Source organism: Paenibacillus sp. PK4536 (genome assembly GCF_028594455.2).
Taxonomy (GTDB): Bacteria; Bacillota; Bacilli; order Paenibacillales; family Paenibacillaceae; genus Saccharibacillus; species Saccharibacillus nuruki.
Window position 1 is genome coordinate 3,949,115 of the sequence record NZ_CP126313.1, and the last position, 18,885, is coordinate 3,967,999.

The 18,885-nt window shown below is 38.0% G+C and carries 18 protein-coding genes; 5 read left to right on the forward strand and 13 right to left on the reverse strand.

Going from position 1 to position 18,885, the window contains the following annotated elements; all coding sequences use genetic code 11:
* Positions 1–78 precede the first annotated feature (78 nt).
* On the forward strand, positions 79–342 hold the full coding sequence (locus PO903_RS17455; RefSeq protein WP_273594114.1) for a hypothetical protein: 264 nt from the start codon (positions 79–81) through the stop codon (positions 340–342).
* A 288-nt stretch (positions 343–630) separates the two neighbouring features.
* Here PO903_RS17455 and PO903_RS17460 read toward each other — a convergent pair whose 3' ends face one another.
* The 5 genes from PO903_RS17460 to PO903_RS17480 form a co-directional block, all read right to left on the reverse strand.
* The gene (locus PO903_RS17460; protein WP_273594115.1) at positions 631–2,622 is read right to left on the reverse strand and encodes a stalk domain-containing protein; all 1,992 of its coding nucleotides are present in this window, start codon (positions 2,620–2,622) and stop codon (positions 631–633) included.
* A 311-nt stretch (positions 2,623–2,933) separates the two neighbouring features.
* On the reverse strand, positions 2,934–3,572 hold the full coding sequence (locus tag PO903_RS17465; RefSeq protein ID WP_273594116.1) for an NAD(P)-dependent oxidoreductase: 639 nt from the start codon (positions 3,570–3,572) through the stop codon (positions 2,934–2,936).
* 267 nt (positions 3,573–3,839) lie between these two features.
* On the reverse strand, positions 3,840–5,252 hold the full coding sequence (locus tag PO903_RS17470) for a radical SAM protein (RefSeq protein WP_069328084.1): 1,413 nt from the start codon (positions 5,250–5,252) through the stop codon (positions 3,840–3,842).
* A gap of 165 nt (positions 5,253–5,417) precedes the next feature.
* Positions 5,418–6,230: a prolipoprotein diacylglyceryl transferase gene (locus PO903_RS17475; RefSeq protein WP_273594117.1), complete on the reverse strand. Its 813-nt coding sequence runs from the start codon at positions 6,228–6,230 to the stop codon at positions 5,418–5,420.
* A 12-nt stretch (positions 6,231–6,242) separates the two neighbouring features.
* Positions 6,243–6,506 carry a hypothetical protein gene (locus PO903_RS17480; RefSeq protein WP_273594118.1) on the reverse strand — a complete coding sequence of 88 codons (264 nt, stop codon included), beginning with the start codon at positions 6,504–6,506 and terminating at the stop codon, positions 6,243–6,245.
* 222 nt (positions 6,507–6,728) lie between these two features.
* On the opposite strand from PO903_RS17480, the gene PO903_RS17485 reads away from it, so the two are divergent.
* Together PO903_RS17485 and PO903_RS17490 are read left to right on the forward strand one after the other, a co-directional pair.
* Positions 6,729–7,541, forward strand: a complete 813-nt coding sequence (locus PO903_RS17485) for an SDR family NAD(P)-dependent oxidoreductase (protein ID WP_069328087.1) — start codon at positions 6,729–6,731, stop codon at positions 7,539–7,541.
* A 109-nt stretch (positions 7,542–7,650) separates the two neighbouring features.
* Entirely contained in the window at positions 7,651–8,556 is a 906-nt protein-coding gene (locus PO903_RS17490) for a hypothetical protein (RefSeq protein ID WP_273594119.1), read from the forward strand.
* A 93-nt stretch (positions 8,557–8,649) separates the two neighbouring features.
* Here PO903_RS17490 and PO903_RS17495 read toward each other — a convergent pair whose 3' ends face one another.
* From PO903_RS17495 to PO903_RS17505, 3 genes are all read right to left on the reverse strand, one after another.
* Entirely contained in the window at positions 8,650–8,877 is a 228-nt protein-coding gene (locus tag PO903_RS17495) for a DUF896 domain-containing protein (protein WP_069328089.1), read from the reverse strand.
* A 226-nt stretch (positions 8,878–9,103) separates the two neighbouring features.
* Positions 9,104–10,306, reverse strand: a complete 1,203-nt coding sequence (locus PO903_RS17500; RefSeq protein ID WP_273594120.1) for an ABC transporter permease — start codon at positions 10,304–10,306, stop codon at positions 9,104–9,106.
* Position 10,307: 1 nt separating this feature from the next.
* Positions 10,308–11,756 (reverse strand): HlyD family secretion protein, encoded by a 1,449-nt coding sequence (locus PO903_RS17505; protein WP_273594121.1) that lies wholly within the window; start codon positions 11,754–11,756, stop codon positions 10,308–10,310.
* A gap of 269 nt (positions 11,757–12,025) precedes the next feature.
* Here PO903_RS17505 and PO903_RS17510 point away from each other — a divergent pair, with 269 nt between their 5' ends.
* Positions 12,026–12,913 (forward strand): LysR family transcriptional regulator, encoded by an 888-nt coding sequence (locus tag PO903_RS17510; protein WP_273594122.1) that lies wholly within the window; start codon positions 12,026–12,028, stop codon positions 12,911–12,913.
* Positions 12,914–13,057: 144 nt separating this feature from the next.
* On the opposite strand, the gene PO903_RS17515 is transcribed toward PO903_RS17510, so the two are convergent.
* Together PO903_RS17515 and PO903_RS17520 are read right to left on the reverse strand one after the other, a co-directional pair.
* The gene (locus PO903_RS17515) at positions 13,058–13,978 is read right to left on the reverse strand and encodes a class I SAM-dependent methyltransferase (protein ID WP_273594123.1); all 921 of its coding nucleotides are present in this window, start codon (positions 13,976–13,978) and stop codon (positions 13,058–13,060) included.
* A gap of 160 nt (positions 13,979–14,138) precedes the next feature.
* Positions 14,139–14,699, reverse strand: coding sequence for a CGNR zinc finger domain-containing protein (locus PO903_RS17520; protein ID WP_273594124.1), 561 nt, complete (start codon positions 14,697–14,699; stop codon positions 14,139–14,141).
* 157 nt (positions 14,700–14,856) lie between these two features.
* Here PO903_RS17520 and PO903_RS17525 point away from each other — a divergent pair, with 157 nt between their 5' ends.
* Positions 14,857–15,348 (forward strand): DinB family protein, encoded by a 492-nt coding sequence (locus PO903_RS17525; RefSeq protein WP_273594125.1) that lies wholly within the window; start codon positions 14,857–14,859, stop codon positions 15,346–15,348.
* 116 nt (positions 15,349–15,464) lie between these two features.
* Here PO903_RS17525 and PO903_RS17530 read toward each other — a convergent pair whose 3' ends face one another.
* From PO903_RS17530 to PO903_RS17540, 3 genes are all read right to left on the reverse strand, one after another.
* Positions 15,465–15,935: a C40 family peptidase gene (locus PO903_RS17530; RefSeq protein ID WP_137221694.1), complete on the reverse strand. Its 471-nt coding sequence runs from the start codon at positions 15,933–15,935 to the stop codon at positions 15,465–15,467.
* Positions 15,936–16,248: 313 nt separating this feature from the next.
* Entirely contained in the window at positions 16,249–18,483 is a 2,235-nt protein-coding gene (locus PO903_RS17535) for a heavy metal translocating P-type ATPase (protein WP_273594126.1), read from the reverse strand.
* Positions 18,473–18,850, reverse strand: a complete 378-nt coding sequence (locus tag PO903_RS17540; protein WP_069328098.1) for an ArsR/SmtB family transcription factor — start codon at positions 18,848–18,850, stop codon at positions 18,473–18,475. The genes PO903_RS17535 and PO903_RS17540 overlap by 11 nt, the downstream gene beginning before the upstream one ends.
* Positions 18,851–18,885 lie beyond the last annotated feature (35 nt).

The window sequence follows — 18,885 nt, forward strand, 5'->3', positions numbered from 1 at the left end:
TTTACAAAATAATACATTTTATAGTAAACTAAAAAATTGAAACATCTTATATCATCTTTAAGAAAGGAGTACGATATTATGAAAAAGTGGACAACGTATTTGTGGTTAGCTGTTTTAGCAACAGTGATTGCGATTCCTTTGATCGGATATCTATCTAATCTCAATCATACATTTACAGAATTAGTCACCGACCGAATCCCTGCTAATGAACCTGTTGAATCGATCAAGCTTATACGATCATCCAGTGAGAAAGAAATAGACATTAAAGAACCTACTCAAGTCAAGCAAATTCTCAATAATTTATCTACAACCCAATTAGTAAGAACATCCTCCCTAATCTAAAAGATACATACTCTTATTATATTTATATCAAAGTTGGAAATAAACAGCATAGTCGTCCTCGATATGGTCTTATTTTGTATAGTAATCATTATATCCGTATTTACGATTTCGAGCGCAAAGATAAATATAATGGGCAAATATATAAAATAAAGTCTCCTTACTCTATACAAATCATTGATGATCTATATGCACATCAATAAGATACGATTTATAAAAAAAGCCAACACAGTTTTAATTTAGTGTGTTGGCTTTTTACTTTGTTATCTAGAACAGATAGCTTTTTGTTATTTAAATGCTAAATACCTCGTACACAACACCATCCCCGATCCCCAGCATATTCAGATAATTTTCACCGATATATGACCAGATTTCTATCGTGTGTCCATTTTCTTTGGTAACCGTCTTTTTATCAGGTTTGCCCCATGATAGTAATGCTTGTTGTGTATTCATTCCTTCCACAACTTCTGCATTAATAATTCGGTTCCATGCTGCTTGTGACCAATTATATTTGCTCCGAATATCATAATTGAAGAATTGTTCTTTATCTGATAATAAGACAGTAATTTCTGAAGCTGTTAATCGATCCGACAAATACTCTGTACCTTTCTTATCACGAAATTGAACTACGAATCTCGTTCTGTTATAAGGATCTTTTTCTGCATAAATGTCTTTGATATTTACTTTGCTGAATCGCTCGCCAGCTTTATGATAGTAATTCACCCAATAGGATTTACCAAGCAATCTTGTTAAATTTCCAATTTCTTCTTGCTTTATCAATTTTAATGTTTTGTCAGATTGAATGGTGATGTTCGAACCATTAACTTGTACAATTGCCTGTTGATATTTAGAATCCCAAGTGACTTTGGCATTTTTCGAAATGCTAGATAATAAGGTAGCTGGAAATACAGTTTGACTTCCAGAAGTTCGTACTTTACCTTTCATCGTAACTGGTTGATTATTCATTTGAGCTACTGTACTATTTTTATTTAATTGAATAGTTTGAGTTCCCCAATTGATTTGAAATTGATTACCATTTACCAGAATAGTTCCACCCATAGCTTTAAATACAGTCTGTACTGGCAAATACACAGAACCTTCTATCAGAACCGCACCTGTCAAAGCTTCTTCTGTTGTTCCATTCAATGGAGATTGGGTCGTTAATGTATCTGTAGTCAAAGTAATCGTTGCATTACCGATAGCTTTAACTTTAATCGTACCATCACTTAGTATTTCTGCAATTTGAGAAAGATCAACTTTCAATTCATTGGCACTAGCCGGGCGTGTATGGATAGAACCATTAGAGTATATCTCCTGAATTTTTGCATTGATTTTATCGCCAACTACAGCATTTGTTTTAGATAAGATTAATTTCAAACTTGTTATTGAAGGTACTTGAAGCGAACTCACTATTTTGTCGGTATCTTGTACCCAAGAACCATCCTTATGTTGAGCATATATACCTGTAGGTGAATATACCACTTGTACAATATCTGTGAGTTCACTTAATACTTGAGGGGCGAATCCAGTAGAACGGCTATGTGACCATACAGATCCGTCCTTTTTGACGACTAGCAAAGTTCGTTTAGATCCTTGCCATGCTATCGCTACAGCATCATTAGCAATGACTTGAGGAGTATCACCGGATAATAGATCAAGTAAAGTTACAGTACCGTCGCTACGAAGAACAGCTATCGCAACTCCATCTTGCTTGATTGATATTGCATCTGGATAAGAACCGATTTTGCGTCCTAGACCATTTTGATAATCTTTATAATATAAAATATCTCCTGATTGCTTCAATATTGCATAAGAATCTTCGAATCCATCAATTAGTTTCACACTGTTAGGTAATGTATCTGGCTTACCCGACCCTATAACATCTACTTTGCCATCTGTATGTAGAACAATACCATCACCTGAAATATGAGCAACATTATTCATTCCCGGAATAACATGAATCTCTTCGGTTATATTGTCCCAACTCATTGCCTGTCCACTGGTGGTCCAGCCATAATATTGATTGTTGGAACCTGCTGTTATACCTGCAAATTCATATTCTGAATGCCATGCTCCTTTCATCGATTTTGCCCACATAGAACCATCGGATAATAAATAGTTGTCTTGATCAATTACACTTACGATTTGAAGTCCAGAAGTATTCGCTTCTGCTGATACTGTCAACATAGATGCAAATGGCGAAACTGTACTTCCTAGAAAAATTCCTGTTGCTAATACTGATGATATTACCAATGGATTAAACCAAGCTTTTTTCTCGAACATGTAATAACCCCTTTAGATATGTATAGTCACTCATTGATCAGCTTATATACATATAAGCCCTTCTTTATATCGGTATATTGACCTATAAATTGTAATCATATACGTAGAAATTTCTATTTGACAAAAGGGTTTAGATTTTTATAATTTTCTTTTTACAGATTTTAGTTTTATTATTGTGAATTTTTCATATGTTGAAATTTTAATTTTAATGATTATAGAGTTGTAAAAAGGGAACGATTTGAGAAGTACTTCCCCTCCTATTTTTAACGCAAAAAAAGGATCATACATTGATCCTTTTTCGTATTTTACAGCTATTCTGTTACAAAAACAGCACTTTGGTGATACGTATCTTGCTGAAGTTGGTGGATCATAAAATCAGCCAAGTTGGCACGAGATAGCTTTTTTTTACTAGATATGCCTTTATTGATGTGTTGTTCATGTATATAGTTCCCCGTTTTTGCACCTGAAGTTAGAATCGGCGGTTGGACAGCGATCCAATTCAGTCCACTATTTACGAGTACTGCTTCTTTTTCTCGATGATCGGCGATAAGATTCTTCATGACTACAGGTGCAATATATTTATACAACATGCCAAGTTTACTGGATTCTTTGCGAACTCCTATGAAGGACACATGGATAAACTTATCAATATGATTTTCAGCTGCGGCTTGAATAATATTTTTTGTAGCTTTAGTCAGAATAAGATCTCGTTGAAAAGGTGTTTTGGCTCCTAATGCTGAGAAAACAGCATCATATGCTTGTGCTTTTACTATCATAGTCACATCGGTGTCATTCGTTAAGTCCCCCTGCTCAATCGTTAAATGAGGATGGGTTATTGTCATCTTCGTTGGATTACGCACAACCGCAGTCACTTTGTAGCCTTTCTCTAGCGACTGTGTAACTAATTCATGCCCTGTCTTGCCTGTTGCTCCAAAGATTATAATGTTCATATTCTTCACTCCTTTATAATTCCAATATTCTAATACTTATTTTTCATTTTCTGTTGTGAATTTTTCATGTATTGAAATATTTTAAAAATTCTCATATCTGGCTGTAATAATTGGCTCTATCTTTTATATAGCATACTCCTTTTATCCTGTTTTCACATCTTCATGCCTTCTCTTCTAAACTTACAAATCTCGAACCAAATAAAAAACCTAGACTAACTACCAGTGCATTAGACACCAATAATCACTCTAGGTTTTCCCATCAACCTATTAATCCCAAGCTGTAGCAATTTCTTGTTTTCGTTCTTCTAGTAGCTTTTCTTTGTCATCCCGGTAAAAGAGGTTGTACGTATCAAATGGAATAATACGTCCATCTGGATGTACGATGTGCACACAAGATTTTTTTACAGAACGAACATCAAAGTTATAGGCATCTAAAAATTGCATAATAATCACGCGGAATACATTATCGTAGTTGATTTCTTTCGGTACAGCTGCAAGTGGTAGACAACAAAGTAAGCTTTTTAGCGACAATGCAGACGAAATTGGTGAATGACCGGTCGATAAAAGTTCAAATAATTTACCACGAATAACAGGGTCTTGTTCAAATACAATTGTATTGCTATCTCCTTCTAATAAGATCGAAGGCTCAATCATACGAGTTAAAGGTAGAACTTCACGTCCTAATTTCAAAGCATATCCCATCGCTAGGCAATCGGGATGACAAGGAACTGGTAAAATATCATCTTCTTGAAAGACTTCTGATTGATCAATAATCATTTGTCTCACTTCACTTACTGTTAAGCGATCTGTCGCTGGATCGTACCCTTCCAATCGCCCTGCGGCTTGAATCGGTTGAATCGTTACCCCACGAACTGCTTTTTGCTTGAGTCCATATTGAATAATTTTACCGATTTCTGTATCATTCAAGCCTTTTTTCAGAGTGACTACAAGCGTAGTCGATAAATTATATTTATTAAGATGTCGAATCGCATCTTCACGGATACGTCTTAGATCAGCACCCCGTAACTCTTTCAATACATCGGCTTCAAAACTATCGAATTGTAAATAAATTTCAAAGCCTGGCATATAGGAAGCTAATCGTTTGGTAAATTCACGATCTTGCGCAATCCGAATGCCATTGGTATTTAGCATAATGTGTTGAATCGGACGGCTTTTACACATGTCTAAAATTTCAAAAAATTGCGGATGAGTTGTTGGTTCTCCTCCACTAATCTGCACAATGTCCGGCTCTCCTTCATTTTCTACAATCCGATCTAACATAAAAGCAATCTGTTCTAACGAACGATAAGAAGTGCGATGTGGAGAGGATTCTGCAAAACAAATCGGACACTGTAGATTACAGTGATCGGTAATTTCCAAAAGTGTGAGACAGCTATGTTGCTCATGATCTGGACATAATCCACAATCGTAAGGACAACCGTACTTTATCGGTGTATTCCAGACTAACGGCATTTCTGAAGGCTTAATAAATTCGCGTGTACGATGATAATAATCGACATCTGTAGAGATCAATACTTTCTCAGGGCCATGTACAAGACAGCGCTTGACCATATAAATACGTCCATCTTCTTCGATAATCTTGGCTTCGACTTTGCGATAACATGTTGTACAGATACTGTTAGTCAATTCATGATATAGATACGGTCGATTTTTCGGCATAATATAACTCCTTTTATAGTGAATATCTCAATTTCCTATTCACTTATTGGGTATAGATGCTGTTGCTTGATCGATGGTATAGCCCTATGTAGCCTAATATCCAAAACAAACTTCTCGAAGTGTGTAACCAAACACTATTGCATCTAGCGATTCAGATAGTAAATCCTATCCTATGGCTTTGATAGAAGATGAAGCCTTTCTACCTCTGCCCCACATGATCCAACTGTAATAGACCAAGCCTGCCAGACAAGCTAACTGAATATTATTGTGGTCCCAATAAGGATGTAATGTAGGCTTAATATATTCAATCAGAAAGCGAAATAAAAGATAACTCGCCATAAACCATTGGAACATTCGACCGGATACATACGAAGTGTACGGTGCCTTAGACTGAACTTCAGTAGATAAGACAGACATCAATCGACTTTGACGATATAACGGAATCAAGCAGATCGCGAGTATCATAAGAAAAGCAATCTCGTAGAGCTGAGTCGGATGACGCATAATCCCATCCCCAAAATCAATGCCGGTAATCCATGTGGTTGCTGTTCCATACGTATGATCATCTAGTCCAGTCAGAAAGCATCCAATACGTCCCAAACCTAGTCCTAACATCAAAGGATAGACGAAATCGTCTCCTGTCGAGCTTTTCCAACCAATCCAGCGTTTAGTGAGTTCGACTCCTATCAGTCCACCTAATAATCCGCCTACAATCGTTTTTCCACCCCATAGAAAATGAAACTGACGCAATTGCTCCCAAGTTGCTAGCGGATTCTCGAACCAGAATAATAACTTAGCTCCTAATGCTGCGCCTAGAATAGTACCTGCTAATATTTGCAGACTCATCAGCTTGGTCATCTCACTAGGACGACGTGTCCATAAATAGAGTCGAAACCCTAGAAAATACCCCAGCGATTCAAATAATACATGCGGATGAATACGCCATGATCCTAAATAAAGATACACAGGAAACTCCATTCAAGCACTCCTTTAATAAGAATAAATCATCGCTCCACATATAGTGGCTAACAATAATGCCAATGCGCCTACAATAGCTAACAGAGCCACAATCACTTGCCAGAATGTGTTTTTAGGTCGAGGATCAAGTGTTGGTTTTGTAGAAAGAGTATTACAATACTGACGACAAGTCTGTGTTTCAGGATTGTAGCATTCGTCACATAAAGGCTTACCGCAACGAGTACATTGATGAACAGCTTGGCGATCTGGATGATTTATACAATGAAACTCTTCCATTTCAGCACCTCTCTTGTCATTTATTTCTATTGTAAGCGTTGATACTTAATTGATCTACCAAAAACCTTATAGACTCACCACATTTCTAATTTGTAATGATTTGGTGTAGTATTAATATATATTTGAAAATGGATGTAAACGATTCATTTCTAACAAAATGATTGTCTATACAGCTGATAGGGTAAAATGGTAATGAGACTATTTCAAGGAGGAACCATCGTTATGTCTATTTCACTAAAAAAATTAAAAGATCAAGTTATCGTAATTACAGGTGCTTCAAGCAAAGTGGGTATCGCTACAGCTAAAATGGCAGCAGCTAAAGGCGCAAAAGTTCTACTAACTTCTAAAAATGAAGATGCGCTCCTCCAATTAGCGACAGAACTTCGTTCAAAAGGATATCCAGCTACATGGGTTCCCGCAGATATTGGAAGAGAAGAAGATGTTCATAAGATTGCAGAAGCGGCTATTCGTACATTTGGACGTTTTGATACATGGGTAAATAGTTCGGATGTATCGTTGCTTGGTGAATCGACAGAAGCGACTCAAGACGATATTAAGCGTATGTTCAATATGAATTATCGTGGAATTATTTATAGTTCTCAAATCGCTATTAAGCATTTCAAAGAAAGAGGCGTTCCTGGCGCACTAATCAATATGAGTGCTGTCTGGAGTGATCGTGGTACTGTGATTCCTGTACCTTCGTCTGCTTCTAACTTCTCTGTCAAAGAATGGACAGATAATCTAAGAGCTGATATTGCTAAAGACAAATTACCTGTATCGATTACTCTTTTACATCCGGGTAAAGCTGTGACTCCATATAACGAAACCATGAAAAAACATAAAGTGATGGTATATCCAGCAGGTTCTGTAGCTGAAAATATTATCTATGCAGCTCAACATCCGAAAGAAGATATCCATGTTTATGTGAAAGAAAGTAAACATCCAATCTTGTCTTCTCTTGCTGTTGCAGGTTTAGGTGTTATTGTATATGCTTCAATTAAGCAAAAAGATCAAACACCTACACCCAAAAATTGATCCTACTGGATCTATACTTATTTCACAATCATCATGACAGATACTTATGATATTCAAAAGGCGATCTTATTCTGTAGATCGTCTTTTTTGATACAGAAAGGAATAGCCTATGAATTCTACACGTTCAAATGATCTCAAATTATACAAAAAGAAAATCAAAATCTTACAAAAGTTATATCATTATCAAAATGGTCATTATGATGCTACCCGTCATGTGAGTATCTATCAAGAAGATGTATTAACAACGGAAGAACGTCAGCAATTAGAACAAGACCAATGGAAAATTAATGACATCCTAACTGTCGATCATGATTCTCTTATACAATCGATTAGAGTCTGGGGACAACATGAGGCATTATCGTTAGAACGTGCAACCGCTGAATTTGTAGCTGCTGTTGGTGGCAGTTATCCTCGTGGAATGACTACCTTACATAGCACACTTTTTGCACATCATGTACCTGATCATACCTATGAATCGGCTCGTCGACTGCTTGCATGTGGAATTTGCGGATTTTCGGGAAATAAAGCCTCAGCAGATGATGAGAATTGGGAAAATATCGCTTCGATCCGTTATTCGTTATATCAAGGACGGCTGTATAACAACGTTATTGGAGTTTACACTGATCTGGAAGAACGTATCCATTTACCAGCGATATCACCTACCGAAGAAGATATCACTATTTTTCGCAATCTATTACAACACTTAGATCAAGCCGATGAAGATATGACTCCTGGTTCTTATGAGAAAAGTCTAACAGGAAGCAAATTAATTAAAGGCAATGCGGGTATTCGGCGTGATATTCTACAATCGTTGTCACTTGTAGGTATTCTACCTAATTCACAAATTCAATTGGATCACACTGCATGGACTGCATTTGAAGATATTATCGATCCTGAAGTGAATTTGAATAATACAAAAGGTCGTTCCGATATGGAAATGCCGTGGGCTGGATGGGAAGGAAAATTAGGCGTAGATTGGGAAAAAGCGCATCAATTATTCGGGGTTTATTTGTAAACGATGATATTAAAAAACGAACCTGACACTATAGAAGTGTGCAGGTTCGTTGCTGATGAAGATGATCCTTATAATCCATAAAAAAGTGATATCCTATTGGTGTTTATCGTGTTCTTTTTCCATGCGAATTTTATCGGGTGTAACATCATTTCCTAATTCATCCACAACAGTCAAACCTGAGAAAGTACTCAGTACCTGTCCACGGATTTCGCTTAAATATTCTTTACGCAAGACTTGCTGTTCAGCTTTCTCTTCAGCAGTCAGACCTTCTTCACGCTGTTTTTTAGCTAATTCATTGATACGACTCAAACTTACAATCATCTGTACTCTCTCCTTTCACTTCCTCATTCCTATTATACACAAACACATACTATATGCGAAGTTGTATATAGATTAGAAATATCTGTTTCTCTTTATATATCTTAATATTAAGATAATTAAAATATACTATATATTCCTGATAAATACAAGTCTTTGTTCTATTCTACCAAAAAAAGCATACGCTATCTGTGAAAGATAACGCATGCTTTGTATCTACTCTATTCTTTTATTCTACAACGGTTCGATCCACTTCTATCGCTTGTTCATCTTCTTGTTCACGCTTTTTGAATGCCAGAGGATAGGCAATTAGGGCGATCAATAAGCTGATTAGCCCAATAAGACAAAGTGCTAATAGATCAGGTACAATCGCTACCATGCCCTGTCCTTTTAACGTAATCGCTCGTACTGCATCTAAATAATAAGTTAAAGGTAATGCTTTGGCGACCATTTGTAAAAAAGTAGGCATCGCTTCTAGTGGCCACGTATAACCGGATAGCATAAATGAAGGCACAGCAATCAACATTAATGTTTGCGTAGCATCCACTTTGGTACGTGAGAACAGACTAAACAAAAATCCAAGTCCACATAAAGCTAGATTAAATGCTATCGCTAGCAGAATAAAAGGTACTAATTGCCCTTTAAACGGAATATGAAAAGCAAAGGCTGCGATACTAAATACAGTCAATACATTAACCATCCCTGCTAAGAAGTAAGGGGTTAGCTTCGCGATCGCCAGTCTCCACGGTGTATGCCGCCATTGGTAAAAGCGACTCCATGTGCCCTGCTCTTTGTCTCTTGTGCAAGACAACGCAATACCTAACAACAGACACTGCTGAAGTGCTGTTGAAATTACACCAATCGGCATAAATAATTTGTAATTATACACTGGATTGTATAATACACGTGAGCGGAAAGGAATGGTACTGAATACAGAATTAGCTTGATCGCTATTCATACCTTTTTGCTCTAATGCTTTCATAGATGCTCCTGCGCTAACACTACTAATGACCTGGTTCGCAATTCGGCTTGCACTATTGGAGTACATAAGATTGCTACCATCAATCACTGTCAAAATCGGTACATTTTCCCCATGCTTAAGTGATGCTGAAAAATCGTTCGGAATAATTAGCCCTACTTTAAATTGTCCTTCTTCCACTTGCTGAACAATATCATCTTGATTCCAGCTTTGTTTGGTTACAGCAAACGTATCTGTAGCATCGAACGCCTGAATAATTTGCCGGCTTAATTGCGAATTATCACCATCGTACACAACGATTGGAATTTCTGTAATCCGTTCATGGGAGTATAGAAAGCCAAACAATACAGAATACAAGATAGGTGTAATCAGCAAAATAATAATTAACTTCTTATCTCTAAGCATCAAGCCAAGTTCTTCGCGGAATACCTTTCCTATAGTAAGCCGCTGCATATTACTGAACTCCTTTGCCATGGAAAATCACGGTTGAACCTGTAGGAATAGTATTCGGTAAATCTAGCAACTCCACTTTAACTCCAAATGAACGAATATCCGTATCGCCAGAAGTCTGACTTGGTTTTTGAATGGCAAAATCAGCGGCGGCATCGATCACACTCACTTTTCCTTTAACCGTAGTATTTCCGGATAATAAAGTGACTTGAACAGGATCGCCTACTTTTAATCCATTGAGTTCGGTTTCTGTAACATAAAATTTAGCCCAGCGCTGACTGGTCGTCTCTAACGCATAGACCGGGAAGCCTGCACTTGCCATTTCACCGATATTCAGTGATTTGGACTGGATCACTCCATCCACAGAAGCTCGTAATACGGTATAACTGAAATAAGTTTGCGCTTCTTGCAAAGCCGCTTTGGCTTGACTGACTTGAGAACGTGCTGCTTTGACTTTGGATTTGGCTTGTGTCAGTGTCGCTGTCGCTTGCTCAATCGCTCCGTCTGCTTGAGCCACAGCACCCTGCGCCTGCGCTACTGCACCTTGTGCTTGATCGATCCCTGCGGAAGCGGCTTTGACTCCTTCTTGTTGCAAAGCAACTTGCCCTTGTCCGGCTTGCGCTTCTTTGACACTTGCTAATGCTTGTTGGTACAAGGCTTCAGCCGCATCTATTTCTTGTTGACGACTTCCTTTTTGTACCAATTGTAACTGTTGCACTGCGGCATCGTATTTCGCTTGAGCTTGCTTTTGTTCAATCGTTGCCTGATCAAGTGCCGCTTCGGTCGCCAGACCATTCGTATGTAATAGCTGCACACGTTTCAGACTTTTATTTACAGTAGCCAATGCTTCTTTGGTAATCTGCATATTCACTTTGGCTTGTTTAATTTCTTCCGGTCTTGCTCCACTTTTCAGTGCTTCCCATTTTGCTTTAGCTGCTTTGGCGGCGGCTTGTGCTTCTTCTATTTTGCTAGAAGCGGTATTGGCTGTAACATCGACTGTCATTTCGCCCTGACTTTTTTTGACTTGTGCTGCATTAACAGCCGCTTGCGCTTCAGTCACACTTGCACTGGCTTGTACTTTGCCTGCTTGTGCTTGAGTCATGCCAGCTTGCGCTTGAGCCACACCTGCTTCAGCTTGAGCAACATTCGCATTAGCTGTTTCGACAGCGGCTTTAGCTTGAGCGACTTTATTTTGTAATTCTTTACTTTCCAGACGCGCAATCATCTGCCCTTTTTTCACTTGTTGTCCTTCTTGAACTACCATTTGATCCACTCTACCGGCTACTTTAAAGCTGGCATTAATCACATCAGATTCTACATAAGCTGTCGGTGTAGAGGTTGATGCTTTGGCGTTTAGTAAATGCCCTTGTCTCCCCCATGTAAATACCGCATAAAAGCAAAGTACGATCGCTACTACAATCACACTATATATTGCGTATTTTTTGACTTTCATAATAACACTCCTCCTGTAGATCATAATCGTCATATACAGTAACCCATAAATAAACCAACCTGTTTACGCATAGGTTGGTTGTAATTATTCGCTTAGCTGGTAATAAGATCTAAGTGAATAATGAAAGAAAGCTATGTAGTTTCAATATAACATATACTTGTAGTACACTATATCTACCATAAGTAGACTTGTGTAACCTTTTAGTCAACTATAGATTTTGCAGATATAAATGATCTAGTTATTAGAAGAAGAAAGTAGGAAAAACACCTATGAATATAGAGCAATTGGAATATATTATTGAAGTCGCCAAATGCGGATCGTTAACCAAGGCGGCTGAGAATTGCCATATTACTGTAACGGGAGTCAGTCGATCAATCTCTTTATTTGAACAAGAAATTGGAATGCGGATATTTATTCGCTCTCGCTCTGGTACAACGGTTACGCCTGAAGGACAAAGTATTATTACCAAAGCCAGTCGTATTCTCAAACAGATCGAAGAACTAAAGTCTGAAGCACAGAGCTATGGAGAAATGAATAATGCCAAACTGCGTATTTCGACCATTCCGGGTCCAATCTCCTTACTGATCGATGTAATTACTGAACTAAAAAAAGAATTTCCAAATAGCCGGATTGAGATCAAAGAAAATAGCACCGATGCTGTCATTGATGATGTGATGAACGAACGAAGTGATATCGGCTTCTTTCTATTAAGAGATATTCATTTACCATCTACACCTAAGCTTAAATTTGAACCGTTAATGAAAGATAATATGGTGTTAGGGGTTAGCGTGCATTCTCCTCTGGCGACTAAAACATCTGTCACTTTACAAGATTTGAAAGACTATCCATTTGTATTATACAACGATCCTTATATTGTGGCATTTGTGAATACGTTAGATAAACCGGATATTTTATTCCAAAGTAACAATGTGGAAGCTATTCTCAAAGCGGTGAAAGAAGATATTGCAGTGACGATCGGTACCGATTATTCTTTTCGTGGATATACCATGTATCAGAATCGGGGAATTGTAACGATTCCTTTTGAAATTGTATCGGAAGAACCTTCGTATCTCTGGTCTGTAACGTCGAGTAACAATACAGTTTCAGAAGCAGAACAACTTTTCGTCAAACGTGTCAAAAATCTATTATTGATTTAACCTTTCTGATCTCAAAAAAAGTAGAACAGCTGTTAAAAGACACTGTTCTACTTTTTATATCATATGAGTATAAGGCTTATATGATGCGAATATAGGATGCTTATTCATCATCTATGGGTGTGATTCAGACGATGTGCTTGTAGATCATTCTTTTGTATACATACGTTGATCTTGTAGTCGAATCAATACTTTACCAAAACGTCCACCTTGCTCCATCGTAACCGTACCTGAAGGATACTGCCGATCTAGATAATTGGAAATCACTTGTTCCGCATCCGGGCGTATATCCACTTGATGTAAGCCAAGCATCATGATCACATGTTCTAACGCATCCTGCTTAGACATTTCAACTGTTTTCATTTCATGTGTAATAATCGACTCATAGGCATACCCTTTAAGATATAATAGATGAAGTAAATAGCCCATATCTGAACTTTGATGTCGAATTTGAGGTTTGATCGGTTGATTGTGATCACTAAGCAGCGGTAGTACTTCATTCATCAAACTGTGTTCTCTTGGTCCTGCTGTGGAGCTAATATAGCAGAATTGACGAGCACAACTTAGAATTTTCTCAACACTAGCCCAATCGACAAGCACCGGACACATGGATACAAATACTAGATCAAATGCCTGCTTCCACCCTTTAGCTTCTATATCAATGTCTTGAAATTCTTCATCAAAGATCGTGACACTTCCTGATGTTAATGTATCTGCATTTTCTTTTAATAAATCAAGCAAAGGTGCACATGGTTCAACCGATGTCACTACTCCTCCTCGCTCTGCAAATGGAATCGAAAACCCACCAGATGCTGCTCCAATATCCAGAATGGAAGCATTCTCAAAATTCACATCTTGTCCTTGAATCCAATTAAGAATTCGTTTGGTTCTTTGTTGACCTTCTTCTGAAAATACCTGTTGATTGAACTCGGCGGCTTTGTGGTCAAACGAATGAGCAGGGTCCATACCTGCTGCTCTCATTTGCTTCACAGCTGTAAACGAATCGTCTTGCCATGCTTGTTCCCATACAGAGGGATCAAAGAAGTCATTTGTGCTTATGGTTGTCATGTATATTCCTCTTTTCAATGTATTTTAAATCTATTACAGATATATAATGTCTATAATGTATGTAATAGATCTTCTTGTCAACTATTATTGTTATTGATCTACTCTATCAATTGCTATTTTCTTCTATAATAACAATACAATAAGATGATAAAAAGCATATCTATTGGGATCGTGATGACCCTTTTTTAGCACGGAATCGTCTGACTTTCATCAGGTTTCCACATGTTTTATCTTCACAATACCGTTTGGTTCGGCTGCGTGTATCATCATAAAATACCCAGCGACAATCTGGATTATCACAGATTCGTATCCGCTGGATATCTTGATCCAATACGGTATGCACGAAATCCGATACAACCTCAGCCATCAGGCTATTCCAATCTTGGACTAACGGTATATACGTTACATGTCTATTTTCTTCATCATCTTTATTCCACTGTCTGATCACAGGAGATTGTGCCATGATGCGATTCAGTTCATTCCAATCGATCATATCGGCTGATGATTCTTTAACGATAGCTAATGTATAATTATGCAATAATTTTCTTAAGGTTTGGAGCGCTTTTAGCTCAATATCTGTAGCCGGAACAGAAGATTTTAACTGCCAATCATGCAAAAATTGCTTTTGCCACGAAGACAGGATTAAGCGATCTTCATGTTTACCACTTTCTCGAAAATCGTGCCAGTCACTGTTGATAAAATCGGTCCATAATGTATCCATTGATCTGTACTCCTTTTGCACTTTTCTACATAGCTTCGAAGGTGTAACGTTCTTTAATGTATAAAGGTGGTTACAATTCTTTATTTTGTGGTATATGTATTGTAACGCTTTAATATCTCTTTAGCCAGTTACATCAACTACTCATGAGGAGGATCATATGACGAATACCAACATGTTAGATCTACTTCTTTTGCAGAAAAAAGATATTTGGGAACATGAAGATTGGATTGTACCGTTATCTGTCGCATTAGAAGGGGTTACAAGTGAGCAAGCCGCATGGATTCCACCTGGTGGTGGTAACAGTATCTGGCAATTGGTGCACCATATTAATTATTACAATCATGAATTACTCTGTCATATGCAAAATATTGATCCAGGCCCTCGTGCTGACAATAACGATCAAACATTTGAAATTACTGATAAGGCTGACCAAAATGGTGAATGGCAACACACTCTTCAGGAAACAAGAAGACTTGCTACCGCTATTGAACTTGAACTTACCAAATGGGATGAAGTTAAACTGCAAGAAATGCGTCCTGCTGGAGATCAGACATGGGGACAAGCGATTGCACGCTGGCTTCCTCATGATGCTTATCATGCTGGACAGATTGTACTGATTCGCAGACTGCAAGGAAGCTGGAGAATCTAACAATAGGCAAAATAAAAATCCCTTATATTAACCAAGGGATTTGGAATATTCACAGCTTATGTGATTCATATACGTATACATTTAAAAAGGATTGCGACCAAAATCGCAGTCTTTTTTTATTTTTCTTCCATCATACTTTGATATGCCCATTGACTAACAACATGTCTTCCAGTAACATAACGATTTTGGAAATAAGACTCGGACAAACTACTGATCGTTACACCATGACTTGTTGAAGCATGTGCAAAATTTCTACCATCTACCATAACGCCTACATGAGATATTCCACGTCCACTTGTATTGAAGAAAACAAGATCACCAGCACTCAAATTACCTTTTGACACGTATGTACCCATTTTGGCTTGCACATTAGCTGTGCGTGGTAATTCTATATTAAATTTATTAAAAACGTAGCGTGTAAAACCGGAACAATCGAATCCGTTGGTTGTTGTACCTCCCCAAACGTAAGGTGTTCCCATTACACCGCTAACGGCTTGATCAAGATTAGATGTGCTAGCAAAAGTATTTGTTGGCTGAGCTGAGAAAATGATTGCAGCGCCAAGTAGCGATAATACGACTTTCTTCACTAAAAAAATTCTCCCTTCGATGCCTTTAGAGTAAATCAATTTGGAATTCAAATTTGAAACTCGGCAAATATTAATATTTTGTAACTATTGACCACTTTAAGGCATAAGGATGCATCTTGTCAAACTTTATAATAAACTTTTTTGCCGATTTTTCGCTAAAAATGTGTATATTTCGTGATTTTCAGGACTTTTTAGAGTAAAGGTTACAAATCAAAAAAGATGACAATAGTAAATTTATTGTCATCAATTATTTTACAAAAAACTGTTTCAAAACCAAAAAGCCTTCATCTAACTTCGAAGGCTCCTGTTGTTTTTACTTACTTTTGAGTACTCTTAAACTGTTTAAAATCACCAATAAAGCGGCTCCCGTATCGCTCAGTACAGCTACCCATAATGTAAGCCAACCCGGGAAAATAAATATTAAAGCAACGCATTTAATCATAATCGAAAACCAAATATTCTGTTTGATAATACGCAACGTCTGACGGCTCAGTGTAATAGCATACGGCAATTGTTCTAAATGATCTGCCATTAATACAATATCCGCCGTTTCGATCGCTGTATCGGTACCTGCTCCACCCATCGCTATACCTACATCTGCTGTAGCTAGTGCAGGTGCATCATTAATCCCATCTCCTACCATCCCTACTTTTTTCCCTTGTAGTTGATACTCTTTTATTCGATTCATTTTATCTTCAGGTAATAAATGAGCACAGTACTGATCAACCCCAGTAACTTGAGCTACTTGATGCGCAATCTGTTGATGATCGCCTGTTAACATAACCGTCGATGCTACTCCTGCTATTTTCAACTGCTGTAATGTCTCTGAAGCTGTAGATCGAACTTGATCAGCAACAATGATAATGCCAATAATACGGTTAATTGAACCCACGACCATAATAGAGACACCTTCATGATGAAGTCTATCTATATACGCTGTTACCTTAGTGACAGGTGCTCCGATTTCTTCTAGCCATCCGACATGACCAATATAATAAGTCTGATTATCTATAGAAGCTTGTACGCCTTTGCCTGCTATTGTCTGTACAGAAGTCACAGGTAATTGAGGAATTGCATGCTGATCGGCATAAGCTGTAATAGCTAAAGCAATCGGATGAGAAGATTGTTGCTCTATCGAACTTGCAATACTCCATAATTCAGCTTCTGTAGCTTCTATCGGATACGTTCCCACCACATGAGGCTTGCCTTCTGTTAATGTACCTGTTTTGTCGAATGCTATGATCTGTAAACCTGCTATCGCTTCTAACGCAGATCCACCTTTGATCAATACGCCTTTCTTGGCTGCAATCCCTATCGCAGACACAATTGCTACAGGTGTAGAAATGACTAATGCGCAAGGACAAGCAATCACCAGTAATTCCAATCCCCGATAAAACCATTCAGACCAATCACCATTGAATAACAAAGGCGGTACGACAGACACAACAATAGCGATCCCAAAAACAATCGGTGTATAAATTGTAGCAAAGCGATCAACGAATGCTTGCATCGGTGCCTTATTCGCTTGTGCTTCTTCAACCATATGAATCATACGGGCGACTACTGTATCTTTAACTGTTGTCGTCACCTGAATCGTTAACAGTCCTTCTTCGTTTAAAGTCCCTGCATATACAATATCGCCGTTTGTTTTGGTAACGGGTTGCGATTCTCCTGTTATAGGAGCTTGGTTCACATGAGATTGTCCATCTATAATAATTCCATCCAAAGGTATTTTATCGCCAGCCCTAACTATAATGGTCTCACCTATTTGTATATCTTCTACAGGATGCTGTATCATCTTGCCCTGTTGCATGATCCAGACAGATGCAGGTGCCAGATTCAGTAATCCTTTGACTGAATAACGTGTGCGTTCTAAAGACTTCTGTTGAAGTGTGTTCCCCAGTGCAAATAAGAATACGACTGTTGCTCCTTCCCCCCATTCTCCTATCCATACAGCACCTATAGCAGCTACTGACATCAATACATTCATATCAAGTGATCGACTTTTGACTGCAAAAAAAGCACTTTTGACTGGTTTGGTTCCGCAAATAATAAGTACAGCCCCATATAATACTATCGAGACTACTGGCAAGACTGCTAACCATGTACATACCAAAGCCGTTATTAGCAAACCACCCGATAGAAACATCGGTAACCAGCTTTTCCAAAAGGAAGGCTCACTCGATCTCTCTTGCTCCTCACCCATAGGAGAAATATCAAATCCGACTCGTTTCACTTCACGCATAATTAGATTGGGATCAGCCGTAGCTGCAATATTCATTTTACTGGTTGAAAAATGAACTTCTACAAATTCTACGCCTTTCAACTTTTTGAGACTTTTCTCAATTGTAACGGCACATGAAGGGCAATCCATTCCTTGAATTCGATATTCAGTAGACTTAACGGTATGAGTATTACGCTGATCATAAGGTATAGGATCATCAGCCACAATATGTGCAGATAGACCTTGATCGGGACTGACTATGGGAATTGAATTTTTAGCGGTAGACGCACAACATGATTTGGATTCTTGTTCTTTATTCTCCATGCTCTGCACCACCCTGTGCAGGAATCAACACTTCATTTTGTTCACAACAAGCGACTTTAGATTCAACTTCTACCAATGCTTCATCGAACATAGCAAGAAGTAATTTGATTTTGGCATTGGCAAGTTGGTAATAGACATATTTGCCTTCTTGTCGTCCAGTGATAATTCCGCATCCTTTAAGACAGGATAAATGTTGAGAAATATTCGATTGATTGCCTTGAATCGCATTTACGATCTGACTGACTGTTTTTTCTTCTTCTAATAAACAATCTAATATTTGCAAACGTGTCTTATCTGAAAATCCACGAATAAATTTAGTTCTCGTATCGATCGATATGTTAGTGTCTGCGCAATAGTTATTTTCCATAGTTTTTGTATCTCCCTTTTATCATATTAGTGAAC

Bases quoted from the DNA above. Each gene is read 5' to 3' on its own strand.
- PO903_RS17455 (WP_273594114.1), top strand. From the start codon at position 79: ATGAAAAAGTGGACAACGTATTTGTGGTTAGCTGTTTTAGCAACAGTG.
- PO903_RS17495 (WP_069328089.1), bottom strand. From the start codon at position 8,877: ATGATTGTAAGTTTGAGTCGTATCAATGAATTAGCTAAAAAACAGCGT.
- PO903_RS17470 (WP_069328084.1), bottom strand. From the start codon at position 5,252: ATGCCGAAAAATCGACCGTATCTATATCATGAATTGACTAACAGTATC.
- PO903_RS17460 (WP_273594115.1), bottom strand. From the start codon at position 2,622: ATGTTCGAGAAAAAAGCTTGGTTTAATCCATTGGTAATATCATCAGTA.
- PO903_RS17485 (WP_069328087.1), top strand. From the start codon at position 6,729: ATGTCTATTTCACTAAAAAAATTAAAAGATCAAGTTATCGTAATTACA.
- PO903_RS17535 (WP_273594126.1), bottom strand. From the start codon at position 18,483: ATGGAGAATAAAGAACAAGAATCCAAATCATGTTGTGCGTCTACCGCT.
- PO903_RS17475 (WP_273594117.1), bottom strand. From the start codon at position 6,230: ATGGAGTTTCCTGTGTATCTTTATTTAGGATCATGGCGTATTCATCCG.
- PO903_RS17515 (WP_273594123.1), bottom strand. From the start codon at position 13,978: ATGACAACCATAAGCACAAATGACTTCTTTGATCCCTCTGTATGGGAA.
- PO903_RS17540 (WP_069328098.1), bottom strand. From the start codon at position 18,850: ATGGAAAATAACTATTGCGCAGACACTAACATATCGATCGATACGAGA.
- PO903_RS17465 (WP_273594116.1), bottom strand. From the start codon at position 3,572: ATGAACATTATAATCTTTGGAGCAACAGGCAAGACAGGGCATGAATTA.
- PO903_RS17510 (WP_273594122.1), top strand. From the start codon at position 12,026: ATGAATATAGAGCAATTGGAATATATTATTGAAGTCGCCAAATGCGGA.
- PO903_RS17525 (WP_273594125.1), top strand. From the start codon at position 14,857: ATGACGAATACCAACATGTTAGATCTACTTCTTTTGCAGAAAAAAGAT.
- PO903_RS17520 (WP_273594124.1), bottom strand. From the start codon at position 14,699: ATGGATACATTATGGACCGATTTTATCAACAGTGACTGGCACGATTTT.
- PO903_RS17490 (WP_273594119.1), top strand. From the start codon at position 7,651: ATGAATTCTACACGTTCAAATGATCTCAAATTATACAAAAAGAAAATC.
- PO903_RS17505 (WP_273594121.1), bottom strand. From the start codon at position 11,756: ATGAAAGTCAAAAAATACGCAATATATAGTGTGATTGTAGTAGCGATC.
- PO903_RS17500 (WP_273594120.1), bottom strand. From the start codon at position 10,306: ATGCAGCGGCTTACTATAGGAAAGGTATTCCGCGAAGAACTTGGCTTG.
- PO903_RS17480 (WP_273594118.1), bottom strand. From the start codon at position 6,506: ATGGAAGAGTTTCATTGTATAAATCATCCAGATCGCCAAGCTGTTCAT.